The sequence below is a fragment of the Arthrobacter sp. FW306-04-A genome (assembly GCF_044358315.1).
Classification (GTDB): Bacteria; Actinomycetota; Actinomycetes; order Actinomycetales; family Micrococcaceae; genus Arthrobacter.
Window position 1 is genome coordinate 4,149,689 of the sequence record NZ_CP084559.1, and the last position, 21,428, is coordinate 4,171,116.

A 21,428-nucleotide genomic window follows, 5' to 3' on the forward strand; every position below is an offset into this window, starting at 1 on the left:
CCCAAAAATGATTATCGGTGTCCCTAAAGAGATCAAGAACAACGAGTTCCGCGTTGCCATCACCGCCGCGGGGGTTCACGAGTTCCGCACCCATGGACACGCCGTCCTGGTGGAGCGCGGCGCGGGCCTGGGCTCCGGCATCACGGACGAGGAATACGCGGTTGCCGGTGCTGAGATCGTGGCCGAAGCCGACGACGTCTGGGCGCGCGCTGACATGGTCATGAAGGTCAAGGAACCCATCAAGGCCGAGTACCACCGCTTCCGCAAGGGCCTCATCCTCTTCACCTACCTGCACCTGGCCGCTGAGCCCGAGCTGACGCAGGAGCTCATCAACTCCGGCGTCACGGCCATCGCCTACGAAACCGTGCAGGAAGGCCGCACCCTGCCCCTGCTGGCACCCATGTCCGAGGTCGCTGGGCGACTGTCGGTAGTCGTCGGGGCTTCCTCCCTCATGGCACCCGCCGGCGGCAAAGGCGTGCTGCTGGGCGGCGTCCCGGGCGTCCGCCCGGCCAAGGTTGTTGTCCTCGGCGCCGGTGTCGCCGGAACGAACGCCGCTGCGATGGCCCTGGGCCTCGGTGCCGATGTCACCATCATGGACATCAACATCAACCGCTTGCGCGAACTGGACGCCCTCTACCAGGGCCGCCTGAAGACCGTCGCCTCCAACGCGTACGAGATCGAGAAGTCAGTCGTCGACGCAGATCTCGTCATTGGCTCCGTGTTGATCCCCGGCGCCAAGGCTCCCAAGCTGGTCACCAATGAGCTGGTCTCCCGCATGAAGCCGGGCTCCGTACTGGTGGACATCGCCGTGGACCAGGGCGGTTGCTTCGAGGACACCCACCCCACCACCCACCAGGAACCGACGTACAAGGTTCACAACTCGATCTTCTACTGCGTCGCAAACATGCCCGGCGCCGTTCCCAACACCTCCACCTACGCACTGACCAACGTCACCCTGCGTTATGGAGTGGCACTTGCCAACCTGGGCGTCAAGGCCGCCTTCGACCGCGACCCCGCCCTGGCTGCCGGCCTCAACATCGCCGGAGGCCACGTGGCTCACCACTCGGTTTCCGAGGCGCACAACCTGCCCCTCGTCGCCGACTGGCACAACCTGGTCTCGGCCTAGTTTCTCTCCGCCTCTAGCGAGCGCGGTTTAACGAGCCCGACGGCGGGGTGCGGCTTCCATGGGAAGCGGCACCCCGCCGTCGGGTTTTGGTGAGGTCGCAAAGACACGGCACCGGACCAGGACACAACCAGTGCCGGCGCGGGCCACGCGGAGCCGGGAACGCACAGTCGTTTCGCTGGTGTAGGAGGTCCGGTGTTCCTTTCCGTGTCCGTCCCACACTCGGGGGACGGCAAAACGTCTACTACCGGTCACTCCGGTCCCGGTGGCGCACTCCACCGGCCAGGCTCCCTACATCGTCAGGTTCTTCACGTTGGCGAGCCCCTGGACCTGCACTGGGACCCGGCTGCCGACGGTGGTTCCGTTGCAGAGTTGGCCCTCCCCGTTGTAACCCCAGGCACGGACTGTTCCGTCGGTGAGCAGCGCGTACGTGCTGTATCCGTTCGACGTGATCGAGGCAACTCTGGTCAGTCCGGTGACCCGGGCCGGGGAAGGCGTGTACGTCGTGGTTCCGTTCCCGACCTGCCCGTTGACGTTGAAACCCCAGGCGCGGACCGTCCCATCAGCCAACACTGCGTAAGGCGCGTCGGAAGCGGCTGAGATTGAAGCGACTCCGGTCAGGCCCGGGACCTTGACCGGTAGAGCGCTGTTTTGGCCCATCGGTCCTCCGCCGAGTTCACCGGCGTGAGACCCCCACGCACGAACTGTGCCATCGGTGAGCAGCGCGTAACCGCCAAAACCAGTGGAAGTAAGTGAGGCAACACCAGCGAGGCCAGCGACCTGGACCGGGGTGCTGCTGTAGGGGCTTGAGGACCCGGAACCAAGTTCACCGCTGTAGTTGTCACCCCATGAACGGACAGTTCCATCGGTGAGCAGAGCATATGCGTTCCCGTAACTTACCGACAGCGATTCGACGCAGGTGAGGCCAGCGACCTGGACCGGTGCATTCCTGTCGATCGTCGTGCCATCGCCCAACTCACCGGTGGCGTTGGTACCCCAAGCACGGACCGTCCCGTCGGCCAACACCGCATAGGTGGCGAGAAAGCCGGCGCTGAGAGAAGTCACCCCTTTCAGACCCACAACCTGAACCGGGACGCTGCTGTAGCCTGTGGCCTCGTTGTAACCCGTGGTCGGGCTGTAGCCGGTGGTGCCGTTACCCAACTGGCCCTCGTAGTTATCACCCCAAGCCCGGACAGTCCCATCAGCCAACAACGCATAGGCGCGGTCGGAATGGATATCGGCGACGACGGAAATGACCCCCGTCAGGCCGAGAACCCGGACCGGGGTAAAGCGGTACTCGGTCGTGCCGTCGCCTAGCTGACCCCGGTGGTTCAGACCCCACGCCCAAACCGTGCCGTCAGCCCGTAACGCGAACCTGTTCTCGCGGCCTTGCGCGACCATGACCACGTCCGTCCACCCTGCAACACCGATCGTCGCGAGGCTGTTCGCAACGGTACCGTTGCCAAGCTGTCCTGCGCTATTGTCGCCCCAAACGAAAGCCGAACTCGTCGTCGCTCCGGGCAAGTAATAGCCGGAAACATCCGCAATCAGCTGGGAGTTCGCGGAGGACCGGTTGAAGAGAGTGACCTTCCCATCGGATCCGACAGGAACGGTGACCGAGTTCGGGACCGTCTGCCCGACCGTGAAGTTCACGTTCGAGGAACCCGGCCGGTCACCAACCTGGAACGACACGACCCCGTCAGGGCCCACGGGGCCCCTGTCGCGGGTGTCCAAAAAGCGGTTCGGCGGCACCGGTACAAACGCACCCGCAACGGTCGGGGTCCCTGCCAGATAATAGCCGGAGACATCGGCGATCAGTTGGCTGGTGCCGGAGGACCGGTTGAAGACGGTGACCTTACCGTCCGCGCCGACCGGGACAGTGACGGAATTCGGGACTGTTTGATCCTCCGGGATCCCAACAACGCCGCCGACCTGGAAAGACACCGTCCCGTCCGGACCCGCGGGCGAACTGCTACGGGTATCAAGCAGCCGGGTCGGATTGATGGGCACGAACGCGCCCGGTACCGTCGGCGCGCCCGGAAGGTAATAGCCCGAGACGTCCGCGATCAACTCGGTAGTGCCCGAGGACCGGTTGAAGAGGGTGACTTTACCGTCGACGCCGACCGGGACAGCCACGGAGTTAGGGACCGTCTGGCCTCCCGCGAAGTTCACGTTCGACGAGTTCGGCCGCTCGGTTCCGGAAGCATAAGCGGTAATGAAACCGGCCGATTTCGCCCCGGTGACGGTGAGGTTGAAGACCACCGCCGCCGCGTCGGACGGGATCCCGTTCACGCCACCCACTTGGAAGGACACCGTCCCGTCCGGACTCACGGGCGCACTGTTCCGGGTATCCAGGAACCGGGTCGGAGCGATCGAAACAAACGCGCCCTCAGTAGTTGGTTTCGACGTCGTACCTGCTAGCGCTACCGGCGTCTGCGCCGGTCCTGCCGCTGTTTCCGCCTGCGCCCAGGGCGCCGCCAGGGCCGACAAAACCATCAGGGCTCCCAGAACTGCCGCCACTCCGGCAGTGCCACGCCTCATCCGTGCACTTGAATAAACCACGATGCCCCCTAGATGCCCCGACACCGGCGACACGACCCCAAACTAGTTCCAACGCAAGCTACCACAAGGTCTCTCGAACGGAGAGGGAACCCAGAAGGACGCCCGGCGCGGGCCAGACAATACCGCCTGTTTCTACTTGCCGGCATCTCCTGCGTGCCGGGGTCGCGGTTCGCGGTTTCTTCTCTGGTCCGCCTGCCGGGCGGCAACTCCCCTGGTCAGCGTCTGTCTGCGTGAAGTAGGGCGAGAAGGATTGACTCTTCTCCTCCACCGGTACTCTTCACTTCCGGGGAGACACGTTGGAGAAGGGCATGGTGGACGTGCTCCCGGGTGGTGGCGCGGGCTTCGGCGTGTGCGGCGGCGGTTTCCTGATCCTTTTTGGGAAGACCTGGCCGCCGACGGCGTCCGGAATGAGTGGAACCCTCCATCGAGGATGACGTACTCCTGGCGGCCGCAGTCGAGTCCTTGGGAGCCCTGGCTCTCGATGAAAGCGCCTATCGGGGGGAGCGCCTCCAAGCTTTGGGGTGCAGTTCACTATCGATGGCCCGCCCTACGTAGTTCTTCAAATTCTTCTAAGTTCTTTCGATTGGACGGGTCTTTTCGGCCTAATGTCGTAGGTCCCTGAAATGCTTGGTTTATGGCCGGCATTCGGGGAACACAGCTGATCGGAGCGGGCGCGCCGTCCGGCGGCGCGGGTCCGGATGCTCCTGTGTCAGATGCCTGGGTGCGGGATCTGATCGATGCCGTTGCCTCACTACGGCGCGACGCCGCCGGCACCGAACCTGGCGACCGCGCCGAGTTGATAAACCAGTTGCGTGCCCTTGAGGACCTGAAGTCAGCGGCCGGGGCCGCTCAGGCGAGGATTGCGGTCGCGTTCGATGCCGCCCAGCGCAGCGCCGACGCGGCGGCCGGTGTTCCGGCAGAGGAACAGGGACGCGGGGTCGGAGCACAAATCGCGTTGGCCCGGCGGGAGTCCCCGGCCCGCGGATCCCGGCTCCACGGATTCGCGAAGGCCCTCGTGAGCGAAATGCCGCACACCCTTGCCGCCCTCGAGTCAGGACAGTTGAACGAGTGGCGGACGACCCTGCTCGTGAAGGAAACCGCGTGCCTGTCCGCAGAGGACCGGTGCGCGGTGGACGAGGAGTTGGCCGCCGACACGGGGACCTTCGACGGCGCCGGTGACCGGGCGATCATCGCCGCGGCCCGGGCCGCGACGTACCGGCGGGACCCCCGCTCCGTCACCCAACGCGCAAGCCATGCGGCGGCGGAGCGACACGTCAGCCTGCGCCCGGCACCGGACACAATGACCTACCTGACCGCACTGCTCCCGGTTGCCCAGGGCGTGGCCGTGCACGCGGCCCTGTCCCGGCACGCCGACACCCTCCGCAACGCCGGGGACACCCGGTCCCAGGGTCAACTCATGGCCGACGCCCTCGTCGAACGCACCACCGGCACCCCCGCAGGCATCAGCGGGGTGGAAGTCCAGCTCGTCATGACCGACCGCACCCTGTTCCAGGGCGATGCCGAACCGGCACGCCTGCCCGGCTACGGCATCGTCCCCGCGGGCTGGGCACGGGCAATCCTCACCGGGAACCAAGGTCCTGCCGACGGTAACCAAGACGGAGGCAAACGGCCCTGCCACGTCGATCCGGGCCAGCGCGGGAAGGGCCAGGACCTGAAGCTCTGGCTCCGGCGCCTCTACACCGCTCCCGGAACCGGGGAGCTTGTCGGCGTCGATTCCCGGGCACGGCTTTTCCCGGCCGGTTTGCGGCGTTTCATCCAGGCCCGCGACGACACCTGCCGCACCCCGTACTGCGACGCACCCATCAGGCACTTCGATCATGTCGTCCCATGGCACGACGGCGGCACCACGAGCCTGGCCAACGGTGCTGGCCTGTGCGAATCCTGCAACCACACCAAAGAACTCACCGGCTGGACAGCACAAACCGGAGCAGCAACAACAAGCCCCGGGACACGGCATGTCCTCGACATCCGCACCCCCACTGGGCATACCTACCGCTCGACGGCCCCACCACTGCCGGGAACCAGACTGACAAGAAGCACAGACCCGCCGGATACCCCGCCGCATTCCAGGCGCCACCGACGCAAGCTACGGCGACAGACCAAAGCACTGAAGTACGCCCGCGTCACCCAACTGCAAGCCGCCGCCTAAGCGGCTCAGCCGAGCACGACGCAGGTTACGGCTTGACTGGGCTTCCCGGGAGGATCTCCGAGGGAACGGGCTGGGGCAACGGGAGCGTTGGGACCGCCGGCGTCGGGATCGTGATAGGTCCCGGGCGGCCCTTGGCGATGTCACGCAACCCATTACGCGGATCCGACTCGGACCCGGACGCGGTAGTGCCGGGAGTGGCATGCGGCGATGGATGCGGGTTGTTGTTTTGGGCGTCGGGGTTGGAGGACTCCGGAGAAGGCGACGCGGGAATGCTTGTTCCCCTGGTGGGCATGGGACCAGGCTCCGGGCGCGTCCCCTGTTGTTGCGGAACGTTGCCGCCCGATCCAGGGCTGAGCTGGGAAACGACCGATCCCACTACGGCGCCCAAGTGTTCAATCGTTCCCGGAATCCCGCCGTCGGACGCGGCCGCTGCGGTAGCTCCGGCGGCAAGGGAAGCCGCAACGGCAACAGCGGCGAAGGTCAAGCGGCTCTTTTGGCGGCGACGGGCGGCCAGTTCATCAACAGGTGCAGCCGCCGCGCCGGAAGCCGCCTCCACAGCGGTAACAGACTCAACCGGCGCAACAGCCTCAGCAGGGGCGATCGCCGCGCGGGCCGGTGCCATCAAGGCTTGCACAGCCGCCGAGGGCTGCGGCCGGGTGCTCGCAAGTGCGCGCAGTTCCAGCAACTCGGTCCGGATCTCGTACGCTTCGTCGAGCCCGGCATCAGCAAGCAGGCGGTCAATGCCCTGCTCGCCGAAGGATGCGGATTTTTCGCTCATGATGTGCCATTCCTTAGTAGTGCACGTTCTCTCAGTGCACTCAATGCCCTGCGCTGCAACTGCTTCACGGCTCCTTGGGACTTGCCCATGATGGCCGCTGTTTCTTCCAACGACAGGTCCGCCACGACCCGTAGTGCCAGGACCTCCCGGTAGTCAGGGTTAAGGTCGGCCAGTATCTCGGTCACGCCCAGGCCTCCCCCATGCCCGAATGCCTGGTCCTCGGCCGAAGGCGCGCGCCGCGAATCCAGATCGGATTCGTAGGGCGCGGAATCAGGGGTGCGTTCCCGCTTGCGATAGTGATCCACCATTCGCGCGTGCGCTATGGAGAAGAGCAGGGTCTTAGCCCCCTGGAGACCTCCTCGGAGGGTATCCAGTTTGGGATAGAGAGCCAGGAACACGTCCTGGGTAACTGCTTCCGGATCGTCTACGCCGCGGGCGCGAAGGTATCCAAACACCGGTCCGGAAAACTCGTTGTAGGCAGCTGTGAAGAGCAGTGCGGGATCTTCCTCGTCCGCCTGCAAATATTCATCAGCCAAAGGGTCCAGCACCCGCGACCCCTCCATCCCACGCAGCGCGGTCATCGTCCCTGGCCTGGGAAATGACCACTGCCGCCGTCTGTTGCGTCGCGGGGCTCCTTGTCATTTAGCCAAGGAGCCCCGCCGTTCAAGCGTAGCCGCAGTGTTACGGGCGGACAGAATCGGCCGGTACGTCCACGGGAGCGCTTGGGACGTGGGACGGCACTGCGGGAACAGCCGGTACGGACGGCACTGCCGGAACAGCCGGAACGGCGGGCGTAGCAGGCAGCGTAGCGGTGCCTTCGGCGTCAGCCTTCGCGGACGCAGAAACGTCGGCGTTCAGTCCGGCAGCCTTGCCTTCGGTCACTACTGTTGCGCAGTGTGCCTTGACGTTGGCTTCGCCGCCGGCTGCAACAACCAAGGAGGAGTAACCGGGTACCTTGGCGTCACCCTTCAGACCACCGTTGAGCAGTGCCGTGCAAAGGCCGAATGCCTCAGGCGCGGTGGCTTTGGCGGACGCGGCTGCTGCTGCGGCCGTGGACTTCGCGTCGCCCACGGAGTCAGTAGCCTTGGACTTAGCCGCGTCCACGGCGTCGGCTGCCTTGGACTTGGCGGTCTCGGACGCGTCAGCGGCCTTGGACTTGGCGGTCTCGGACGCGTCAGCGGCCTTGGACTTGGCGGTCTCGGCTGCGTTGGACGCGATGGGAGCCGGGGCTCCGACCAGCTCGTGGGCGCTTTGCTGGATTTCGGTGGGAAGAGCTCCGCTGAAGGCTGCGACGCCGGTTCCGCCAACTGCGACAGCTCCGACTGCCAGGGCGCTAGCGGCGATTTTGCTGGTGGCAAGGACAGTGAACAAGGACATGAGACCTCCGACAAACGTTTTTGGACTGCTCCGGCAGCGGCTTTGTCGCTACCGGATGATCAGTGCGGACGTTGCCCACACTCCCCTTACATCGCTGGCGCCCCCGGAGAAGTTACGCCCGATCCAAAAAACTTTCAGGCGAGCGCTCTGGCCTGCTCAATCAGCTTGAGTACCTCGACTGGGCCGGCCGGATCCACTGGGAGCGGCAAAGCGGAGGCGGCACCGCCGTCGACGATCTTCTCCCCAAGGATGCGGTAGAACTCCTGGTAGGCGCCGCGTTCCGTGGGAACGGCGGTCCGCACGCCGTCGATTTCCAGGGTGCCGTAGTGCTGCGGATCGTCGACGCCGTAGCGGCCATCCGTGGGTAGCCCGCCTGCGAGGATGAACGGCTCCTGGGGATCGATTCCGTACTTCACGAAGCCGCCCTTGCTGCCCAAGATGCGGAAGCGTGGAGCGTGGAGCTGGCTGTTGACGTTCATGGCAACGTGGCTGATCACACCGGACGGGTGCTTCAGGACAAGGAAGACGTCGTCATCCGCCTTTTCTTGCGGCCGCCGCGCCAGGATTTCGGCGTGGATGACCTCCGCAGGCCCAAACATCTGCACAGCGAGGTCCAGCAAATGGGTGCCAAGATCGAAAAGCAGCCCACCGCCGTCGTCGGCTGTTGCGCTTGCCTTCCAGGCCTTGCTGATTTCGGGCGCCCAACGCTCCATCGACGCCTCGCAGCGCATTACCTCACCCAGCGTCCCGGCATCGAGCAGCTTCTTCACGGTCAGCGCGTCGCCGTCCCAGCGGCGGTTTTGGTAGACCGTGAGCACGCGGCCCAGCCTCGCAGCCAGTTCAATCAGATCCTGCCCCTGTGCGCTGTTCACCGCGAACGGTTTGTCCACGACGACGTCGAGCCCGGTTTCCAGCGCAGCCTTCGCGAGCCGGTGGTGAGTAACCGGCGGCGTGCCGAGGATTACGAGGTCCAACTCTCCGGCAAGCGCGAGGACGTCATCCGGTCCGTCAACGAGCTTCGTACCCGGGTATCGTTCCTGCGCTTTGGCTTTGCGGCGCGGGTCCGAGGTGGCGATCACCCCAAGGGAATACGCGGGATTGGCTGCGATGAACGGCGCGTGAAAGACGCTGCCGGAAAGGCCATAGCCGACGACGGCGGTGCGGATCGGTGTGTGGGTCATGCCGCTACGCTACCGGGCCAAGACAGCCCGGCGAAGGTTTTGTCAGCGGTCTTTCAGCAGGCGCGTGACGAGCTCGCGCCACGACTCGGCGAGGCGCTCCGGCGCGATTCCGTGAGCCCGGAGGGAATGGAGCATGCGCTCGGGATCCAGGGTGGCTCCGAGGGAAAGAGCCAGAAGCCAAGGATCGCGGTCCAGGCCCGCTTCCCGCAGCAGCATCTCAAGGTGCCGGTGCCACAACACGACTGGAGGGGCGTCGTGCCGGTTTTGCGGAGAATGCTCGGCCGCTGCACGGGCCAGTTCACCGTACTCTTCGACGTACTTGATGCGCGCTTCGCCGAAGGCAATGAGGCGTTCAAGTGGAGGCGCACCCGGGCCAAGCGGTGGCGGACCGAAGATGAACTGGCGTTGGAAGTCCGATTCGGCGTCGCTCAGGAGGGTCATCATGAGTCCTGCCCTGCTGCCAAAGCGTCGGAAAACCGTCCCTTTCCCGACGTCGGCCCGGCAGGCGAGCATGTCCATCGTAATGGCGTCCACTCCGTGTTCAGCCACGAGCTCCCTGGCAGCCTGGAGAAGCCGTTCGCGGTTGCGCGCGGCGTCGCTACGCTCCGGGGGTGCCCCTAGAGGCAACTCTGGCCGGATAGGGATGAGGCTCACAAAAAACATTCTAGCCTCGGGAATATAAACCGGACCGTAGTCCGTTTAGAACGTACGAAGGCAGAAAATGTCTCAGAAACCGAGCGCCTGCGGCACCGTCCGCGGCCAGACCCAAGGAGTTCCCATGTCCAAGAACACCGTTCTCGCCCTTGTTGGCAGCCTCCGCGCCGATTCCCACAACCGCAAGCTCGCCGAAGCCATCCAGCTCAACGCCCCGGAAAACGTTGATGTGCAGATCCACGGTTCCCTCGGCAACATCCCGTTCTACAACGAAGACATCGACGTCGAAGGCCAGGTCCCGGCCGAAGCCGCAGCCCTCCGCGCTGCCGCCGCCGAAGCCGACGCCATCCTGCTGGTCACCCCGGAGCACAACGGCACCATGCCGGCGTCGCTCAAGAACGCCATTGACTGGCTGTCCCGTCCGTACGGCGCCGGTGCGCTGACAGGCAAGCCGACCGCCGTCGTCGGTACCGCTTTTGGCCAGTTCGGTGGAGTCTGGGCACAGGACGAGGCCCGCAAGGCCGCCGGCATCGCGGGCGCCAAGGTTCTCGAAGACGTCAAGCTTGCCGTTCCGGGTTCCATGATCCGCTTCGCCGAACTGCACCCGAAGGACGACGCCGAGGTTGTTGAGCAGATCAAGGGCATCTTCGAGCCCCTGACGGCCGTCCAGGAAGAAGCCGCAGCCTAAGTTTTCCCCGGTTCGCCCCCGTCCCGCCGTCGAGGCGTGGGCGGGGGTGTTCTTTGTCGATACGATGGCGGCATGGCCGAGTACAACCGCCACCCCGAAGTCGACGCCTACCTCGAGGTCCTCCCCGACTGGCAACGCGCCATCGGCGAGCAATTGCGCGACCTCATCCACGAGGCCGAACCCGAAATCGTCGAAACGATCAAGCGCCGCACGCAGCCTTACTTCGTTCTCGACGGGAACGTCTGCGCCCTGCTCGCAGCCAAGGACCACGTTAATCTGTTCCTCTACGACGGCGCGATTGTCCCCGACCCGGACAACATCATCACCTCTGGGCACGACAACAAAACCGCCCGCACGATTACCTTCTACCAGCACGACGTGATCCCGAGTGCCCCGCTCCTCACCATGCTGAGGCAGATCGCGGCCAACAACCGCGCAGGCGGCTGGCGAAAGATCAAAGGAGCGCGTTAGCCGGAACGGGCTAGGAAGTGGAAGCAGTCTGCCCCGGACCGCTACCATTCCGTGACTGAGCTGAGGCCGAACCGTCACGGGCGGAGCGGCCCACACCCGGGCGGCCAGCCGTAACGTTGAGTTACAGGCACCAGGGGTGATCAGGGCAGGAGCGGGGCTGTCATGCGGGTCAGGCGCGGCGTGGAAGGCACGACGACGGCGATCGCCGCATTGTGCCTATCGCTCGCGCTCTGCCTGGCTGGCTGCGCTTCCCCTGACGGCGGCCCTCCGGCCAGTTCGCCCTCCGCTTCGCAAGGCTACCTTCGGGCGACTCAGGCGCCCGTGGCCGGGCCGGTTCCGACGCCCCGTCCTGCGCCTCCTCCGTGGGTCAACGGGCCTCCCGTGGCTCCGCTAGCCACGTCCGGCCCAGCAAGCGGCACCCCCAGACCATCGCCGACGCAAAGCCAGACCCCGGGAAACACAAAGACACCCACCCCGGCCGCTTCGCTCCGGGGCGAGTCTTCTGCGTCAGGAAGCCCGAGTCCGCAGGCGCCTTTACCCCTCCCAGCCACTGACATACCGTCCGGGACGGCCGTGTACTTTGTGGCAATCGGCGACGCCGGCAGCCGCGGCGTGCGGTTCGGCTGCGATGACAGCTTGGTGGCGGTGCAACTCAGTGCCCCCGGAGGCGGCGACCCCCTCGCCGCGGCAATGGGGCAGCTGCTCGCGCCTGATGACACCGCAACCCGGGCAGGCTTGTACAACGCGCTCTCGGGCTCCGCGTTGCGCTACGTTTCCGGCTACCTCGACGGATCCACCGCCGTCGTGAACCTCAGCGGCTCCCTTCGTCCAGGAGGCGTGTGCGACCACCCACGGATCGAAACCCAGCTGACCCAGACCGCAGTGGCGGCCACGGGGGCGTCCCAGGCCGCGATCTATATCGACGGGCGCACCCTGGCGGACGTCCTAAGCTCGCGTTGAGGCCGGCACTACCTCCCGCCGAAGAGCGCGTCCATGTCTGCGTAGCTCAGGGTTCCGGCGAGGCCCGACCAGTTCCCGTCGCCTAGAACTTCCATTGCGAGCCGGGAGACCGTCGCGTAAGCGGCCCTGGCAGTGCTGCCGCCAATGCTGATTCGCCGCACGCCGGCGTCGTGCAATTCTCCGGGCGACGGCGAACCCAGCCCGGCCAGCGCATTCAGCGGCACGCTGATCCGTCGGGAAAGTTCATGAAGAATATGGAGATCCGCCAACCCCGGCACGAATATTCCGTCCGCTCCGGCCCGCTGGTAGGCGTCCGCCCGGCGAAGCGTTTCCTCATATGCGGTGTCCGGAAACTTTCGGGACCAGTAGGTGTCGGTGCGCGCATTGATGAACAGTCCAACTCCGGCGTCGTCGGCCGTCTGCCTTACCAGGGCGATGCGCCTGGACTGTTCCGCGATGTCGCTGAGCGGCTGTTCCGCTGAGTCTTCGATATTGATCCCGACGGCGCCTGCGTCCAGCACCGCTCGGACCGTGGTCCGGAGCTCTTCGTCAGTGCGTCCGTAGCCCGTCTCGATGTCGGCAGTAACCGGTAAGTGGGTGGCTTTTGCGATCCGTGACAGCGCTTCCATCGCGAGCTGCCGCGGCAGGTGGTCCCCGTCCTGGTACCCCAAGCTCCACGAGACCGCCGAACTGGAGGTGGCCACTGCCGTCGCGCCTGCTTCTTCGACCATCCGCGCAGATACGGCATCCCACGCATTCACCAGAACCAAGGGCGCCAGTGGCACGGCGTGGAGCTCGTGGAAACGGAAGGCCTTGGATTCGAGTTCGGGATGCATCATCATGGCTCTATTCCAGCCTCCCGGCAGCCGGACGTAAAGCGAATCGCACCCCGAATCATGAAAATGGGATGAAACATCTGTTGCCTTCCTGGCAACTCCGCGGGGTATCCTGTCACTGTGACCCACGAAACATTGGATGCCGGGCCGGAGTTGCCCGCTGAAGCAATTGACGCAATAGAGCGAGCAGCAACTGCCGCCCACCGCCACGAGGAACTCTTCTCGGAGCGCGCCGCCAACATCAAGCAGTCCGCCGTGCGTGATGTCTTCGACATTTCAATGCGCCCAGGACTCGTCTCCCTCGCTGGCGGGAACCCTTACCTGCAGTCCCTCCCCCTCGAGAAACTTGGCCAGACCGCCGCGCGCATCATCGCCGAAGAAGGCATGACAGCGTTGCAGTACGGCGGCGGGCAGGGCACCGAGGAACTTCGCACCCAGATCTGCGAAATCATGGCCGCCGAAGGAATCGCCGACGCCCGGCCGGAAAACGTCGTGATCACCGCAGGTTCCCAATCGGCCCAGGACGTTGCCACCAAGGTCTTCTGCAATCCGGGCGACGTCGTGCTCGTCGAAAACCCCACCTATGTGGGCGCCCTCAACACCTTCGAGGCCTACCAGGTCCAGGTTGAGACAGTGGACATGGACGACGACGGCCTGGTCCCGGAGCTGCTCGAAGCCAAGATCGCGGAGCTTCAGGCCGAGGGCAAGAACATCAAGTTCCTCTACACGATCCCCAACTTCAACAATCCTTCCGGCATCACTCTTGCCCCCGGGCGCCGTCAGCGGATCGTAGATATATGCCGCAACGCGAATATCTTGGTCCTCGAGGACAACCCGTACGGTCTTTTGCGTTTCGACGGCCACCCCCTCGCGCCGATGCGGGCAGCGAATGCGCATGACGTCATCTATATGGGGTCATTCTCCAAGATCTTCGCCCCGGGCCTCCGTATCGGTTGGGCGCTTGTTCCCGAACACCTGCAGCGGCGCTTCTACCTGGCGTCGGAAGCCGTGACTTTGTGCCCGCCCACCCTGAATCAGATGATCATCTCGGCGTATCTTCGGGATTACGACTGGCGCGGGCAGATTGAGACCTACCGGGCCCTGTACGAGGAACGCTGCAACGCCCTGCTCGTAGCGTTGGAAGAGCACATGCCTTCCGGCCTCAGCTGGACCAGGCCCGAGGGCGGTTTCTTCGTCTGGGTAACCTTGCCCGACGGCGTGGACACCTACCCGCTACTCAAGAAGGCGATCGAGGCAGGGGTCGTGTTCATCCCCGGCGCGGCGTTCACGCACTCGGACGAACCGTCCAACAAACTGAGATTGGCCTTCAGCGCAGTGCCACCTGAGTCCATTGCCGAAGGCGTCCGCCGTTTAGCACCGGTACTGCGCGGGGCGATCGACACCATCAACAAAGGAGTTACATCATGAGCGGAATCGTAGTGGTCGGCGTAGACGGCAGTGAGACCGCGATGAGGGCGGCCGAGGCGGCCAGGGACCTCGCGGTCGCCTTGGGAGCCAGCCTTCGCGTCTTGACAGCATTCGACAGCGACCGCACCGAGGTCTTTGAAAGCGGCAGCGACCGGTGGATCGTCTCTGACGCCGACGACGCCGAGAAGGTTGCCCGCGGAGTTGCCGGCAAGCTCAACAGTGACCAGCTTGAAATCACCTACACAGCAGCACGCGGCAAGCCCGGAGAAGCATTGATCCGCGAGGCCGAACGCGTCGGGGCGCGTTTGATCGTCGTCGGCAACCGTCGCATGCAAGGACTGGCACGCGTGCTTGGCAGCGTTGCCAACACGGTGGCCCACAATGCTCCGTGCGACGTCTACATCGCCAAGACGGACGAACCCTAAGCCGCAGCAAGGCATTAGACGGGGATCACGCGTTGTGGTGGGCGGTCTCACCCCGATTTGGGCCGTGTGGCTAGGATGCCGCCGGTAAAATCGGAGTGGCCCCCAAGGGCGCGAGCCGCCCATCACAACAACCCGTAGGGGATCCCTTTTGCTTACTCTGCAGCCGCGCCAGCGCGTCGGACACGACATTCTGCTCGCCCGCCACGGCAACCACATCAGCGCCATGCGCTTCGACCGCGCGAATGATCGCATCGTGGCACTTCTCGACGACGGCTCCGTAGACAGCGCTCCGAACATGATTTCCCCGCTGCTGCAGATGCCTGAGACGTTCCGCAGCATCATGCGTTCGGACTGGAAGTTGTTGCTTGTGGTTGGTTCCGCCATGTTGGCCGTTGGTGCCCTGGCCATGGTGCTGTCATTTGGAATGATCGGCGGCATGAGCGACCAGCAATTGCGCGATCTCGCGGTCAGCTACACGTCTTACTAGATCAGCCAACTCCGCAGGACCCACCAAAGGCCCGCGATGAACACCCCGCCGAACAACGAACCGGCGATGACCTGGCCGCGGGTATGGTCCCGCAGCACCACCCGGGACCAGCCGACGGCGGGCACCAGAAGCAGTAGCGGCAGCCACGCCGGTCCGAACATCAGCGCCGCAATGACTGCGGCAGCGGAGATTGCCGAGGCATGACCGCTCATCTTCCACACGAGGCTGACCGCGGCCAACGCCGCGATCCCACCAATCAGGGCAAGGATCATTACTGAGACGCTGGTCGGGGCGTGGATGAGGTTGAGTACAAGCAGTCCGAGAACCACGGACACCAGGGCAAGCATCAGTAAGCGAGCACGCTCCTCGCGGTCGCTGACGTGGTGGTCACTCAGTTTGCCGAGCCTCACCAAGACCAGCACATAGGCAAGCGGCAGTACGCACACAAAGAGTGCCCCAAGGACCCCGAACCATATTGTCCCCGGGAAACCCGGTTCCACAGCTGGGCTGATGAGCAGCAAGATGGACACCACGGCGGGCGGCTGGAAGACCTCGGTCAGGATCCGCGCAACGCGGTGCCGGAAACTGGAGGCGGGCCTGGCCGCCGGCTTGGCACTTCCTCCGCGGGCCTCAAGATCGCGCTGCCGTCGCCCAACGCCGCGCTGCCTGCCGCCAACGCCGCGCCGCTCAGTCAAGCAGCAGCGCCGGCTCTTCGAGGATGGACGCGACGTCGGCCATGAAGCGGGCGGAGAGGTCCCCGTCCACCACCCGGTGGTCGAACGAGCCGCCCAGGGTCGTGATCCAGCGAGGGATGACTTCGCCATCCAGCACCCAAGGCTTTTGCTTGATGGTGCCGAATGCGACGATCGCCACCTCGCCCGGGTTGATGATAGGCGTTCCGGTGTCGATGCCCAAGGCGCCGACGTTGGTGATGGTCAGCGAGCCACCCTGCATCTGCGCAGGCTGGGTCTTGCCCGCGCGCGCCGTACTGGCTAGCTCGTTGAGCGCGAGGGCCAGTTCCTTGAGGGAAAGGTCCTGCGCATCCTTGATGTTCGGCACCATGAGCCCGCGCGGAGTGGCGGCCGCAATTCCCAGGTTCATGTAGTGCTTGACGTGGATCTCCGCATTGCCGTTGCCGTCGGCGTTCTCCACCCAGGTGGCATTGACGCTAGGGTTGCGGGCCGCGGCCCAGATGACAGCCTTGGAAAGGATCAGCAACGGCGACACCTTGATGCCCTCAAAGTCCCTTGAGGCCTTGAGGCGCTTGACGAATTCCATGGTCCGGCTGGCATCGACGTCCACGAAGATACTCACGTGCGGGGCCGTGAAGGCGGATTCCACCATGGCCTTGGCTGTGGCCTTACGGACGCCCTTGACGGGAATCCGTTCCACACGCTGATCCTGCGGTTTCTTGGACGCACCCCAGAACTTGTCGGCTTGATCCACCTCGGCATCGCGCTGCCCCTGGTAGCTGACCAAATCCTCGCGAGTCACTTCACCTCGGGCACCCGTGGGAACGACATCGGCCAGGTCAATGCCCAGGTCGCGGGCGATCTTGCGCACCGGAGGCTTGGCCAGGACGCGGTTGACGATGCCGCTGACGGTTGCACCAAGGCCCGTGAGGCCCGGCGCCTGGGTCGCGGCTTCTTGGGACGCGGCTCCTCGGGTCGCGGCCGCGGGCTGCTCGACGGCGTGCGCCGGCGCTGCGGGTTCGACGGCAGGGGCCGACGACGACTGCTCGGCTGCAAGTGTCGCAGAGGCGGTGGGCGCAGCCGAGGCGGCCGCAGTAACGGAGGCGACGACTTCCGGGCGCTTACGCGGGCGGCGTTTGACGGCGTCGGCCTTGGGACCGGAGCCCACCAGCGGACCGCCCGCCGGACCGCCGTCGGACGTTCCGGGGTCTTCGGGCAGCTTGCCGTACATCGAGGCCTCGAGGACTTGTTCGGCGGCCGGAGCTGCAGGCTGCGCGGCGTACGGCGCAGCGGGTGCCGATGCGGGCACCGCCTCATCCGAGGCATCGTCCGAGATGCCGATGATCGCGGTTCCTACTTCAACCGTGATCCCCTCAGGGACGAGCAATTCCGCCACCGTGCCTGCGTATGGGGAAGGCAATTCCACGAGGGACTTGGCGGTTTCGATCTCGCAGATGACGTCGTTGATGGCCACGGTGTCCCCGGGTTTGACCTTCCAGGAGACAATTTCTGCCTCGGTCAGGCCTTCGCCGACATCCGGCAGGTTGAATTTCTTAACAGTCACTTAGGTCCTCGATTTCGGCTGGCCCGTCCGTGTGGCGGAGGGTGCAATCAGCGGCGGCTAGTAGGCCAGGGAACGGTCCAGTGCTTCAAGGATCTTGTCGATATCCGGCAAGTAGTCCTCCTCCACCTTGGCCACGGGATACGGCATGTGGAAACCGCCCACCCGGATGACCGGGGCCTCAAGGTGCAGGAACGCACGTTCACTGATCCGCGCAGCGATCTCGCCCCCGATACCACCGAACGTCGGCGCCTCGTGCGCAACGATCAAGCGGCCCGTCTTCTTGACGGAATCAGTGACGGTGTCGAAGTCGATGGGGGAAATCGAGCGGAGATCGATCACTTCAACGCTGTGCCCGTCCTCTTCCGCCGCTGCTGCGGCGGCCAGCGCAACGGGAACCAGCGGACCGTATGCCACGATGGTGGCGTCGGAACCTTCGCGGAGGACGTGCGCCAGGAACGGGTCCGACGCCGGTCCGGGGTTTTCGGTATCTACCTCGCCTTTGAGCCAGTAACGGCGCTTGGGTTCGAAGAAAATCACCGGGTCCGTGCAGTCGACGGCTTGCTGGATCATCCAGTAGGCGTCGTGTGCGTTGGACGGGGTGATGATGCGCAGGCCGGCCGTGTGGGCGAACAGGGCCTCAGGCGATTCTGAGTGATGTTCGATCGAGCCAATGCCGCCGCCGTAGGGGATGCGGATGACCACGGGAACGGTCAGTTTGCCGCCGCTGCGCGAGTGCATCTTGGCCAGTTGCGTGGTGATCTGGTTGAAGCCGGGGAAAACGAAACCATCGAACTGGATTTCGCAGATGGGACGGTAGCCGCGCAAGGCAAGACCAATAGCGGTGCCGATGATGCCCGACTCTGCAAGGGGGGTATCAACTACCCGGTCTGCGCCGAAGTCCCTGATAAGTCCGTCAGTCACGCGATAGACCCCGCCCAGCGGCCCGATGTCTTCACCCATGAGCAGGGACTTAGGGTTATTGGTGAGCGAGGCACGCAAGCCTTCGTTGATGGCCTTGGCAATGGTCATGGTGGTCATCAGTTACTTGCCTCCGTCTTCGTGGTCGCCTTCGAATCCGGCGGAGTATTCCTCGAACCATGCAAGTTCCTCGGCCACCAGAGGGTGCGGCTCGGCATAGACTCCGGCGAATGACTCGCGGAAGTTAGGGCCTTTCAAGCTTTGGGTGGTGCTGCGGACGTGGGCTGCGAGTTTGTCTCCGTCAACCTTGACTTGCTCAAAGAAAGCTTCGTCGGCAAGGCCCTCGTTGCGTAGGTACTTCTCGAGGCGATCCAGCGGATCCTTGCCGCGCCAAGCGGTCTCTTCGGCGGATTCGCGGTACTTGGTGGGGTCGTCCGCCGTTGTGTGCGCGCCGACACGATATGTATATGCCTCAATGAGCACAGGACCACGGCCTTCGCGTGCATGCTCGAGAGCCCATTCGGTGACAGCATGGACTGCGATGACGTCGTTACCGTCCACTCGGATGCCGGGGAAGCCGTATCCCTTGGCCCGGTTGAAAAGGGGAACCTTGGTCTGGACCTCAGTGGGGACCGAGATGGCCCAGTGGTTGTTCTGGCAAAAGAACACCACCGGAGCGTTGTAGGACGCCGCGAAGACCATGGATTCATGGACGTCGCCTTCGGAGCTTGCGCCGTCGCCGAAATAGGCCACGACAGCAGCTTTCGGATCGTTGGAGCCGTTGGCTTCCGCGAACTTCTGGTCCCGCTGGATTCCCATGGCGTAGCCAACTGAATGCAGCGTCTGGGCGGCCAGCACCAGGGTATAGAGATGGAAGTTGTTCTCAGTGGGATCCCAGCCGCCATTCGAAATTCCGCGGAACAGCTTCAGGAGCTCGGCCAGATCCACGTCGCGGGTCAACGCGACGCCATGCTCACGGTAAGTGGGGAAGATGTAGTCCTGGCGCTGGGTGGCCCGTCCGGAGCCGATCTGGGCGGCTTCCTGGCCGGTCAAGGGGACCCAAAGGGCCAGCTCGCCTTGCCGCTGGAGTGCGGTGGCCTCCTGATCGAAACGGCGGACCTTGGCCATGTCGGCGTAGAAACCGCGCAGATGCTCCGGCTCAAGGCGTTTGGCATAGTCCGAGAAGACAGGATCGGTTCCTAGCTTGCCGTCCGGCCCCAGCAGCTGGATCATCTCGGCTGCGGGATCGCTGGAAGCTCCTCCCGCAGGAGACTGAAGGTCCAGTCCCGTCCCGTTGGTCCCGGGGGTGGGCAATTGAGTTGCGCCCATTCCGTCTCCTTGCCTGCTTCAGCCCGACGCTGAGCAAATATTTCGCTGATATATGCCGATTCCGGAATGCATTCCGGAATCGGCATATCTTGGCTTTCGTCCCTTACTTTATCCGCAGTAAGGGACGCAGGGGCATTTGTTAACCGCTAGGAAGCCTGCGGCGCTTTTGTATAGGACGCACAGAGCTCCAGGAATCGGGTGTTGGCCTCAACCTCTCCGATGCTGACCCGGACGCCTTCGTTGCCGAAAGCACGCACGGACAACGCCCGTTCGCCTGCCAGGGCGGCGAATTCGGCGCTGTTCCCTCCCAGATTCAACCAGACGAAGTTGCCCTGGGCCTCAGGGACGAACCATCCCAACTCCCGGAGCCCGGCCGTCACCCGGTCCCGCTCATCAACCAGGCTTTGTACCCTTTCAACAACCTGGTCGAAATTCTCCAAGGAGGTAATAGCGGCGCGTTCAGCTATCTGTGACACCGCAAATGGCGTGGCCGCGACTCGCAGGTGCTGGGTGAGATCCGGACCGGCAACGCTGTATCCAACGCGCAGCCCTGCAAGCCCGTGGGCCTTGGAGAACGTGCGGAGGACAACCACGTTGGGGTACTTGCTGTACAGCTTGATGCCGTCCACGGCGTTCTGGTCCCGAACGAACTCCTGGTAGGCCTCATCGATAACCACAACCACGCCAGCAGGCACCGATTGGATGAACCGCTCCGTTTCCTCCGCAGTGAGGATGGGACCCGTGGGGTTGTTCGGCGTGCAAAGCAAAATCACCTTAGTGCGGACTGTGACAGCAGCTGCCATGGCCTCGAGGTCGTGGCGTCCGTCGGAAAGCAAAGGGATCTGGACACTCTCAGCACCGGCCAACCCCACGCAGATGGGGTATGCCTCGAAGGAGCGCCAGGCGTAGATGACCTCATCGGCTTTGCCGTCGTGGTTCTGTCCTGCAAACGTGGAAAGAATCTGGTTCAGGGCCCCGAGGCTTCCGGCTCCCGTGACGACGTCGTCCGCGGGGATTCCTAGAAATTCGGCGAGCGCCGTGCGCAGCTTGGTGGAGAGAGGGTCCGGGTACCGGTTGATGTCCGACTGATCGGCAATGGCCTGGAGCACAGCGGGGATCGGGGGCAACGGGTTTTCGTTGGAAGACAGTTTGTAGCTGGTCAGGCCTTCTATGGCTGTGGGAGGCTTGCCTGCCGCATATTTGGGGAGCCTGTCCACAACCGGGCGGGGACGCACGCCCTCCGGTGCGTTGTCAGAAGAATTCATGGCACCAGCCTACTTGTAGGCATTCGAGACGTGAGGGTGGGCTTTCCGGTCTGCGCATGTGAAAGCATGGGCGCATGGGTTCATTCATTGTGCGTGTCCTGATCAACGGGCTGGCCATCTGGGTTGCCAGCTGGATTCTGCCTGGGATGGATATTTCCACCTCGGCAACCACCAACGCAGTCAACAACGCGGGGGTCACACAAGGCAGCGATACCTTGGGCGTGGTTCTTGCGTATCTCTTCATAGGGCTCATTTTTGGCATCGTCAATGCCTTTGTCCGGCCATTGGTCAAGCTGCTCTCCCTTCCAATCACAATCCTGACTCTCGGCTTGTTCACGATTGTCATCAACGCGGCCATGCTGTCGCTGACAGCTTGGCTGAGCAGCTACACGCCGGTACACCTCACAATCGATAGCTTCTTCTGGACCGCAGTTCTCGCCGCTATCATCATCAGCCTGATCTCGGTCGTGGCTAGCTGGATTCCGGGCGCTAACAGGCGCTAGGAGGATTTGAGCCAGCC

21 protein-coding genes are annotated in these 21,428 nt (G+C 64.2%); 9 read left to right on the top strand and 12 right to left on the bottom strand.

All coding sequences use genetic code 11. From position 1 onward, the window contains the following. The first annotated feature begins 7 nt into the window (after positions 1 to 7). On the top strand, positions 8 to 1,126 hold the full coding sequence (ald, locus tag LFT43_RS19390; protein ID WP_395799639.1) for an alanine dehydrogenase: 1,119 nt from the start codon (positions 8 to 10) through the stop codon (positions 1,124 to 1,126). Between the two features lie 288 nt (positions 1,127 to 1,414). Here ald and LFT43_RS19395 read toward each other — a convergent pair whose 3' ends face one another. After that, the gene (locus tag LFT43_RS19395; protein WP_395799641.1) at positions 1,415 to 3,664 is read right to left on the bottom strand and encodes an RCC1 domain-containing protein; all 2,250 of its coding nucleotides are present in this window, start codon (positions 3,662 to 3,664) and stop codon (positions 1,415 to 1,417) included. Positions 3,665 to 4,319: 655 nt separating this feature from the next. Between LFT43_RS19395 and LFT43_RS19400 the strand changes: the two genes are divergently transcribed. Beyond that, the gene (locus LFT43_RS19400; protein WP_395799643.1) at positions 4,320 to 5,855 is read left to right on the top strand and encodes an HNH endonuclease; all 1,536 of its coding nucleotides are present in this window, start codon (positions 4,320 to 4,322) and stop codon (positions 5,853 to 5,855) included. Positions 5,856 to 5,880: 25 nt separating this feature from the next. On the opposite strand, the gene LFT43_RS19405 is transcribed toward LFT43_RS19400, so the two are convergent. The 5 genes from LFT43_RS19405 to LFT43_RS19425 all read right to left on the bottom strand — a co-directional run bounded on the left by LFT43_RS19405 (position 5,881) and on the right by LFT43_RS19425 (position 9,845). Continuing rightward, the gene (locus LFT43_RS19405) at positions 5,881 to 6,633 is read right to left on the bottom strand and encodes a hypothetical protein (RefSeq protein WP_395799645.1); all 753 of its coding nucleotides are present in this window, start codon (positions 6,631 to 6,633) and stop codon (positions 5,881 to 5,883) included. Then, positions 6,630 to 7,181, bottom strand: coding sequence for an RNA polymerase sigma factor (locus LFT43_RS19410; RefSeq protein WP_395803171.1), 552 nt, complete (start codon positions 7,179 to 7,181; stop codon positions 6,630 to 6,632). Before LFT43_RS19410 ends, LFT43_RS19405 begins: the two co-directional genes overlap by 4 nt. A 133-nt stretch (positions 7,182 to 7,314) precedes the next feature. Then, positions 7,315 to 8,010, bottom strand: a complete 696-nt coding sequence (locus LFT43_RS19415) for a hypothetical protein (RefSeq protein WP_395799647.1) — start codon at positions 8,008 to 8,010, stop codon at positions 7,315 to 7,317. 134 nt (positions 8,011 to 8,144) lie between these two features. Continuing rightward, positions 8,145 to 9,191, bottom strand: a complete 1,047-nt coding sequence (locus LFT43_RS19420) for a Gfo/Idh/MocA family oxidoreductase (protein WP_395799649.1) — start codon at positions 9,189 to 9,191, stop codon at positions 8,145 to 8,147. Positions 9,192 to 9,233: 42 nt separating this feature from the next. Then, a complete protein-coding gene (locus tag LFT43_RS19425; protein ID WP_395799651.1) occupies positions 9,234 to 9,845 on the bottom strand; it encodes a TetR/AcrR family transcriptional regulator in 612 nt (203 codons plus the stop codon). Positions 9,846 to 9,969: 124 nt separating this feature from the next. Here LFT43_RS19425 and LFT43_RS19430 point away from each other — a divergent pair, with 124 nt between their 5' ends. The 3 genes from LFT43_RS19430 (at position 9,970) to LFT43_RS19440 (ending at position 11,964) form a co-directional block, all read left to right on the top strand. Next, complete coding sequence (locus tag LFT43_RS19430; RefSeq protein WP_395799653.1) at positions 9,970 to 10,533, top strand: NAD(P)H-dependent oxidoreductase; 564 nt, start codon at positions 9,970 to 9,972, stop codon at positions 10,531 to 10,533. A gap of 72 nt (positions 10,534 to 10,605) precedes the next feature. Further along, complete coding sequence (locus LFT43_RS19435; RefSeq protein ID WP_395799655.1) at positions 10,606 to 11,004, top strand: DUF1801 domain-containing protein; 399 nt, start codon at positions 10,606 to 10,608, stop codon at positions 11,002 to 11,004. Between the two features lie 573 nt (positions 11,005 to 11,577). Then, positions 11,578 to 11,964: a GerMN domain-containing protein gene (locus LFT43_RS19440; RefSeq protein ID WP_395799657.1), complete on the top strand. Its 387-nt coding sequence runs from the start codon at positions 11,578 to 11,580 to the stop codon at positions 11,962 to 11,964. 8 nt (positions 11,965 to 11,972) lie between these two features. Here the strand turns inward: LFT43_RS19440 and LFT43_RS19445 are convergent, their stop codons facing one another. Then, positions 11,973 to 12,806, bottom strand: coding sequence for an isocitrate lyase/phosphoenolpyruvate mutase family protein (locus tag LFT43_RS19445; protein ID WP_395799659.1), 834 nt, complete (start codon positions 12,804 to 12,806; stop codon positions 11,973 to 11,975). 114 nt (positions 12,807 to 12,920) lie between these two features. Here LFT43_RS19445 and LFT43_RS19450 point away from each other — a divergent pair, with 114 nt between their 5' ends. The 3 genes from LFT43_RS19450 (at position 12,921) to LFT43_RS19460 (ending at position 15,140) form a co-directional block, all read left to right on the top strand. Then, complete coding sequence (locus LFT43_RS19450; RefSeq protein WP_395799661.1) at positions 12,921 to 14,228, top strand: PLP-dependent aminotransferase family protein; 1,308 nt, start codon at positions 12,921 to 12,923, stop codon at positions 14,226 to 14,228. After that, complete coding sequence (locus tag LFT43_RS19455) at positions 14,225 to 14,653, top strand: universal stress protein (RefSeq protein WP_265979494.1); 429 nt, start codon at positions 14,225 to 14,227, stop codon at positions 14,651 to 14,653. The genes LFT43_RS19450 and LFT43_RS19455 overlap by 4 nt, the downstream gene beginning before the upstream one ends. 148 nt (positions 14,654 to 14,801) lie before the next feature. After that, positions 14,802 to 15,140 carry a hypothetical protein gene (locus LFT43_RS19460; RefSeq protein ID WP_395799663.1) on the top strand — a complete coding sequence of 113 codons (339 nt, stop codon included), beginning with the start codon at positions 14,802 to 14,804 and terminating at the stop codon, positions 15,138 to 15,140. Here LFT43_RS19460 and LFT43_RS19465 read toward each other — a convergent pair. From LFT43_RS19465 to LFT43_RS19485, 5 genes are all read right to left on the bottom strand, one after another. Continuing rightward, positions 15,137 to 15,703, bottom strand: a complete 567-nt coding sequence (locus tag LFT43_RS19465; RefSeq protein WP_395803173.1) for a phosphatase PAP2 family protein — start codon at positions 15,701 to 15,703, stop codon at positions 15,137 to 15,139. The genes LFT43_RS19460 and LFT43_RS19465 overlap by 4 nt on opposite strands. Positions 15,704 to 15,827: 124 nt before the next feature. Beyond that, entirely contained in the window at positions 15,828 to 17,396 is a 1,569-nt protein-coding gene (locus tag LFT43_RS19470; RefSeq protein WP_395799665.1) for a dihydrolipoamide acetyltransferase family protein, read from the bottom strand. Positions 17,397 to 17,453: 57 nt separating this feature from the next. Beyond that, on the bottom strand, positions 17,454 to 18,434 hold the full coding sequence (locus LFT43_RS19475) for an alpha-ketoacid dehydrogenase subunit beta (RefSeq protein WP_395799667.1): 981 nt from the start codon (positions 18,432 to 18,434) through the stop codon (positions 17,454 to 17,456). 3 nt (positions 18,435 to 18,437) lie between these two features. Beyond that, positions 18,438 to 19,643, bottom strand: coding sequence for a pyruvate dehydrogenase (acetyl-transferring) E1 component subunit alpha (pdhA, locus tag LFT43_RS19480; RefSeq protein ID WP_395799669.1), 1,206 nt, complete (start codon positions 19,641 to 19,643; stop codon positions 18,438 to 18,440). A gap of 146 nt (positions 19,644 to 19,789) precedes the next feature. Next, complete coding sequence (locus LFT43_RS19485; RefSeq protein ID WP_395799671.1) at positions 19,790 to 20,908, bottom strand: histidinol-phosphate transaminase; 1,119 nt, start codon at positions 20,906 to 20,908, stop codon at positions 19,790 to 19,792. A gap of 74 nt (positions 20,909 to 20,982) precedes the next feature. Between LFT43_RS19485 and LFT43_RS19490 the strand changes: the two genes are divergently transcribed. Further along, positions 20,983 to 21,411, top strand: coding sequence for a phage holin family protein (locus tag LFT43_RS19490; protein WP_395799673.1), 429 nt, complete (start codon positions 20,983 to 20,985; stop codon positions 21,409 to 21,411). Positions 21,412 to 21,428: the final 17 nt, after the last annotated feature.

Bases quoted from the DNA above. Each gene is read 5' to 3' on its own strand.
- ald (WP_395799639.1), top strand. From the start codon at position 8: ATGATTATCGGTGTCCCTAAAGAGATCAAGAACAACGAGTTCCGCGTT.
- LFT43_RS19395 (WP_395799641.1), bottom strand. From the start codon at position 3,664: ATGAGGCGTGGCACTGCCGGAGTGGCGGCAGTTCTGGGAGCCCTGATG.
- LFT43_RS19400 (WP_395799643.1), top strand. From the start codon at position 4,320: ATGGCCGGCATTCGGGGAACACAGCTGATCGGAGCGGGCGCGCCGTCC.
- LFT43_RS19405 (WP_395799645.1), bottom strand. From the start codon at position 6,633: ATGAGCGAAAAATCCGCATCCTTCGGCGAGCAGGGCATTGACCGCCTG.
- LFT43_RS19415 (WP_395799647.1), bottom strand. From the start codon at position 8,010: ATGTCCTTGTTCACTGTCCTTGCCACCAGCAAAATCGCCGCTAGCGCC.
- LFT43_RS19420 (WP_395799649.1), bottom strand. From the start codon at position 9,191: ATGACCCACACACCGATCCGCACCGCCGTCGTCGGCTATGGCCTTTCC.
- LFT43_RS19430 (WP_395799653.1), top strand. From the start codon at position 9,970: ATGTCCAAGAACACCGTTCTCGCCCTTGTTGGCAGCCTCCGCGCCGAT.
- LFT43_RS19435 (WP_395799655.1), top strand. From the start codon at position 10,606: ATGGCCGAGTACAACCGCCACCCCGAAGTCGACGCCTACCTCGAGGTC.
- LFT43_RS19445 (WP_395799659.1), bottom strand. From the start codon at position 12,806: ATGATGATGCATCCCGAACTCGAATCCAAGGCCTTCCGTTTCCACGAG.
- LFT43_RS19455 (WP_265979494.1), top strand. From the start codon at position 14,225: ATGAGCGGAATCGTAGTGGTCGGCGTAGACGGCAGTGAGACCGCGATG.
- LFT43_RS19475 (WP_395799667.1), bottom strand. From the start codon at position 18,434: ATGACCACCATGACCATTGCCAAGGCCATCAACGAAGGCTTGCGTGCC.
- pdhA (WP_395799669.1), bottom strand. From the start codon at position 19,643: ATGGGCGCAACTCAATTGCCCACCCCCGGGACCAACGGGACGGGACTG.
- LFT43_RS19485 (WP_395799671.1), bottom strand. From the start codon at position 20,908: ATGAATTCTTCTGACAACGCACCGGAGGGCGTGCGTCCCCGCCCGGTT.
- LFT43_RS19490 (WP_395799673.1), top strand. From the start codon at position 20,983: ATGGGTTCATTCATTGTGCGTGTCCTGATCAACGGGCTGGCCATCTGG.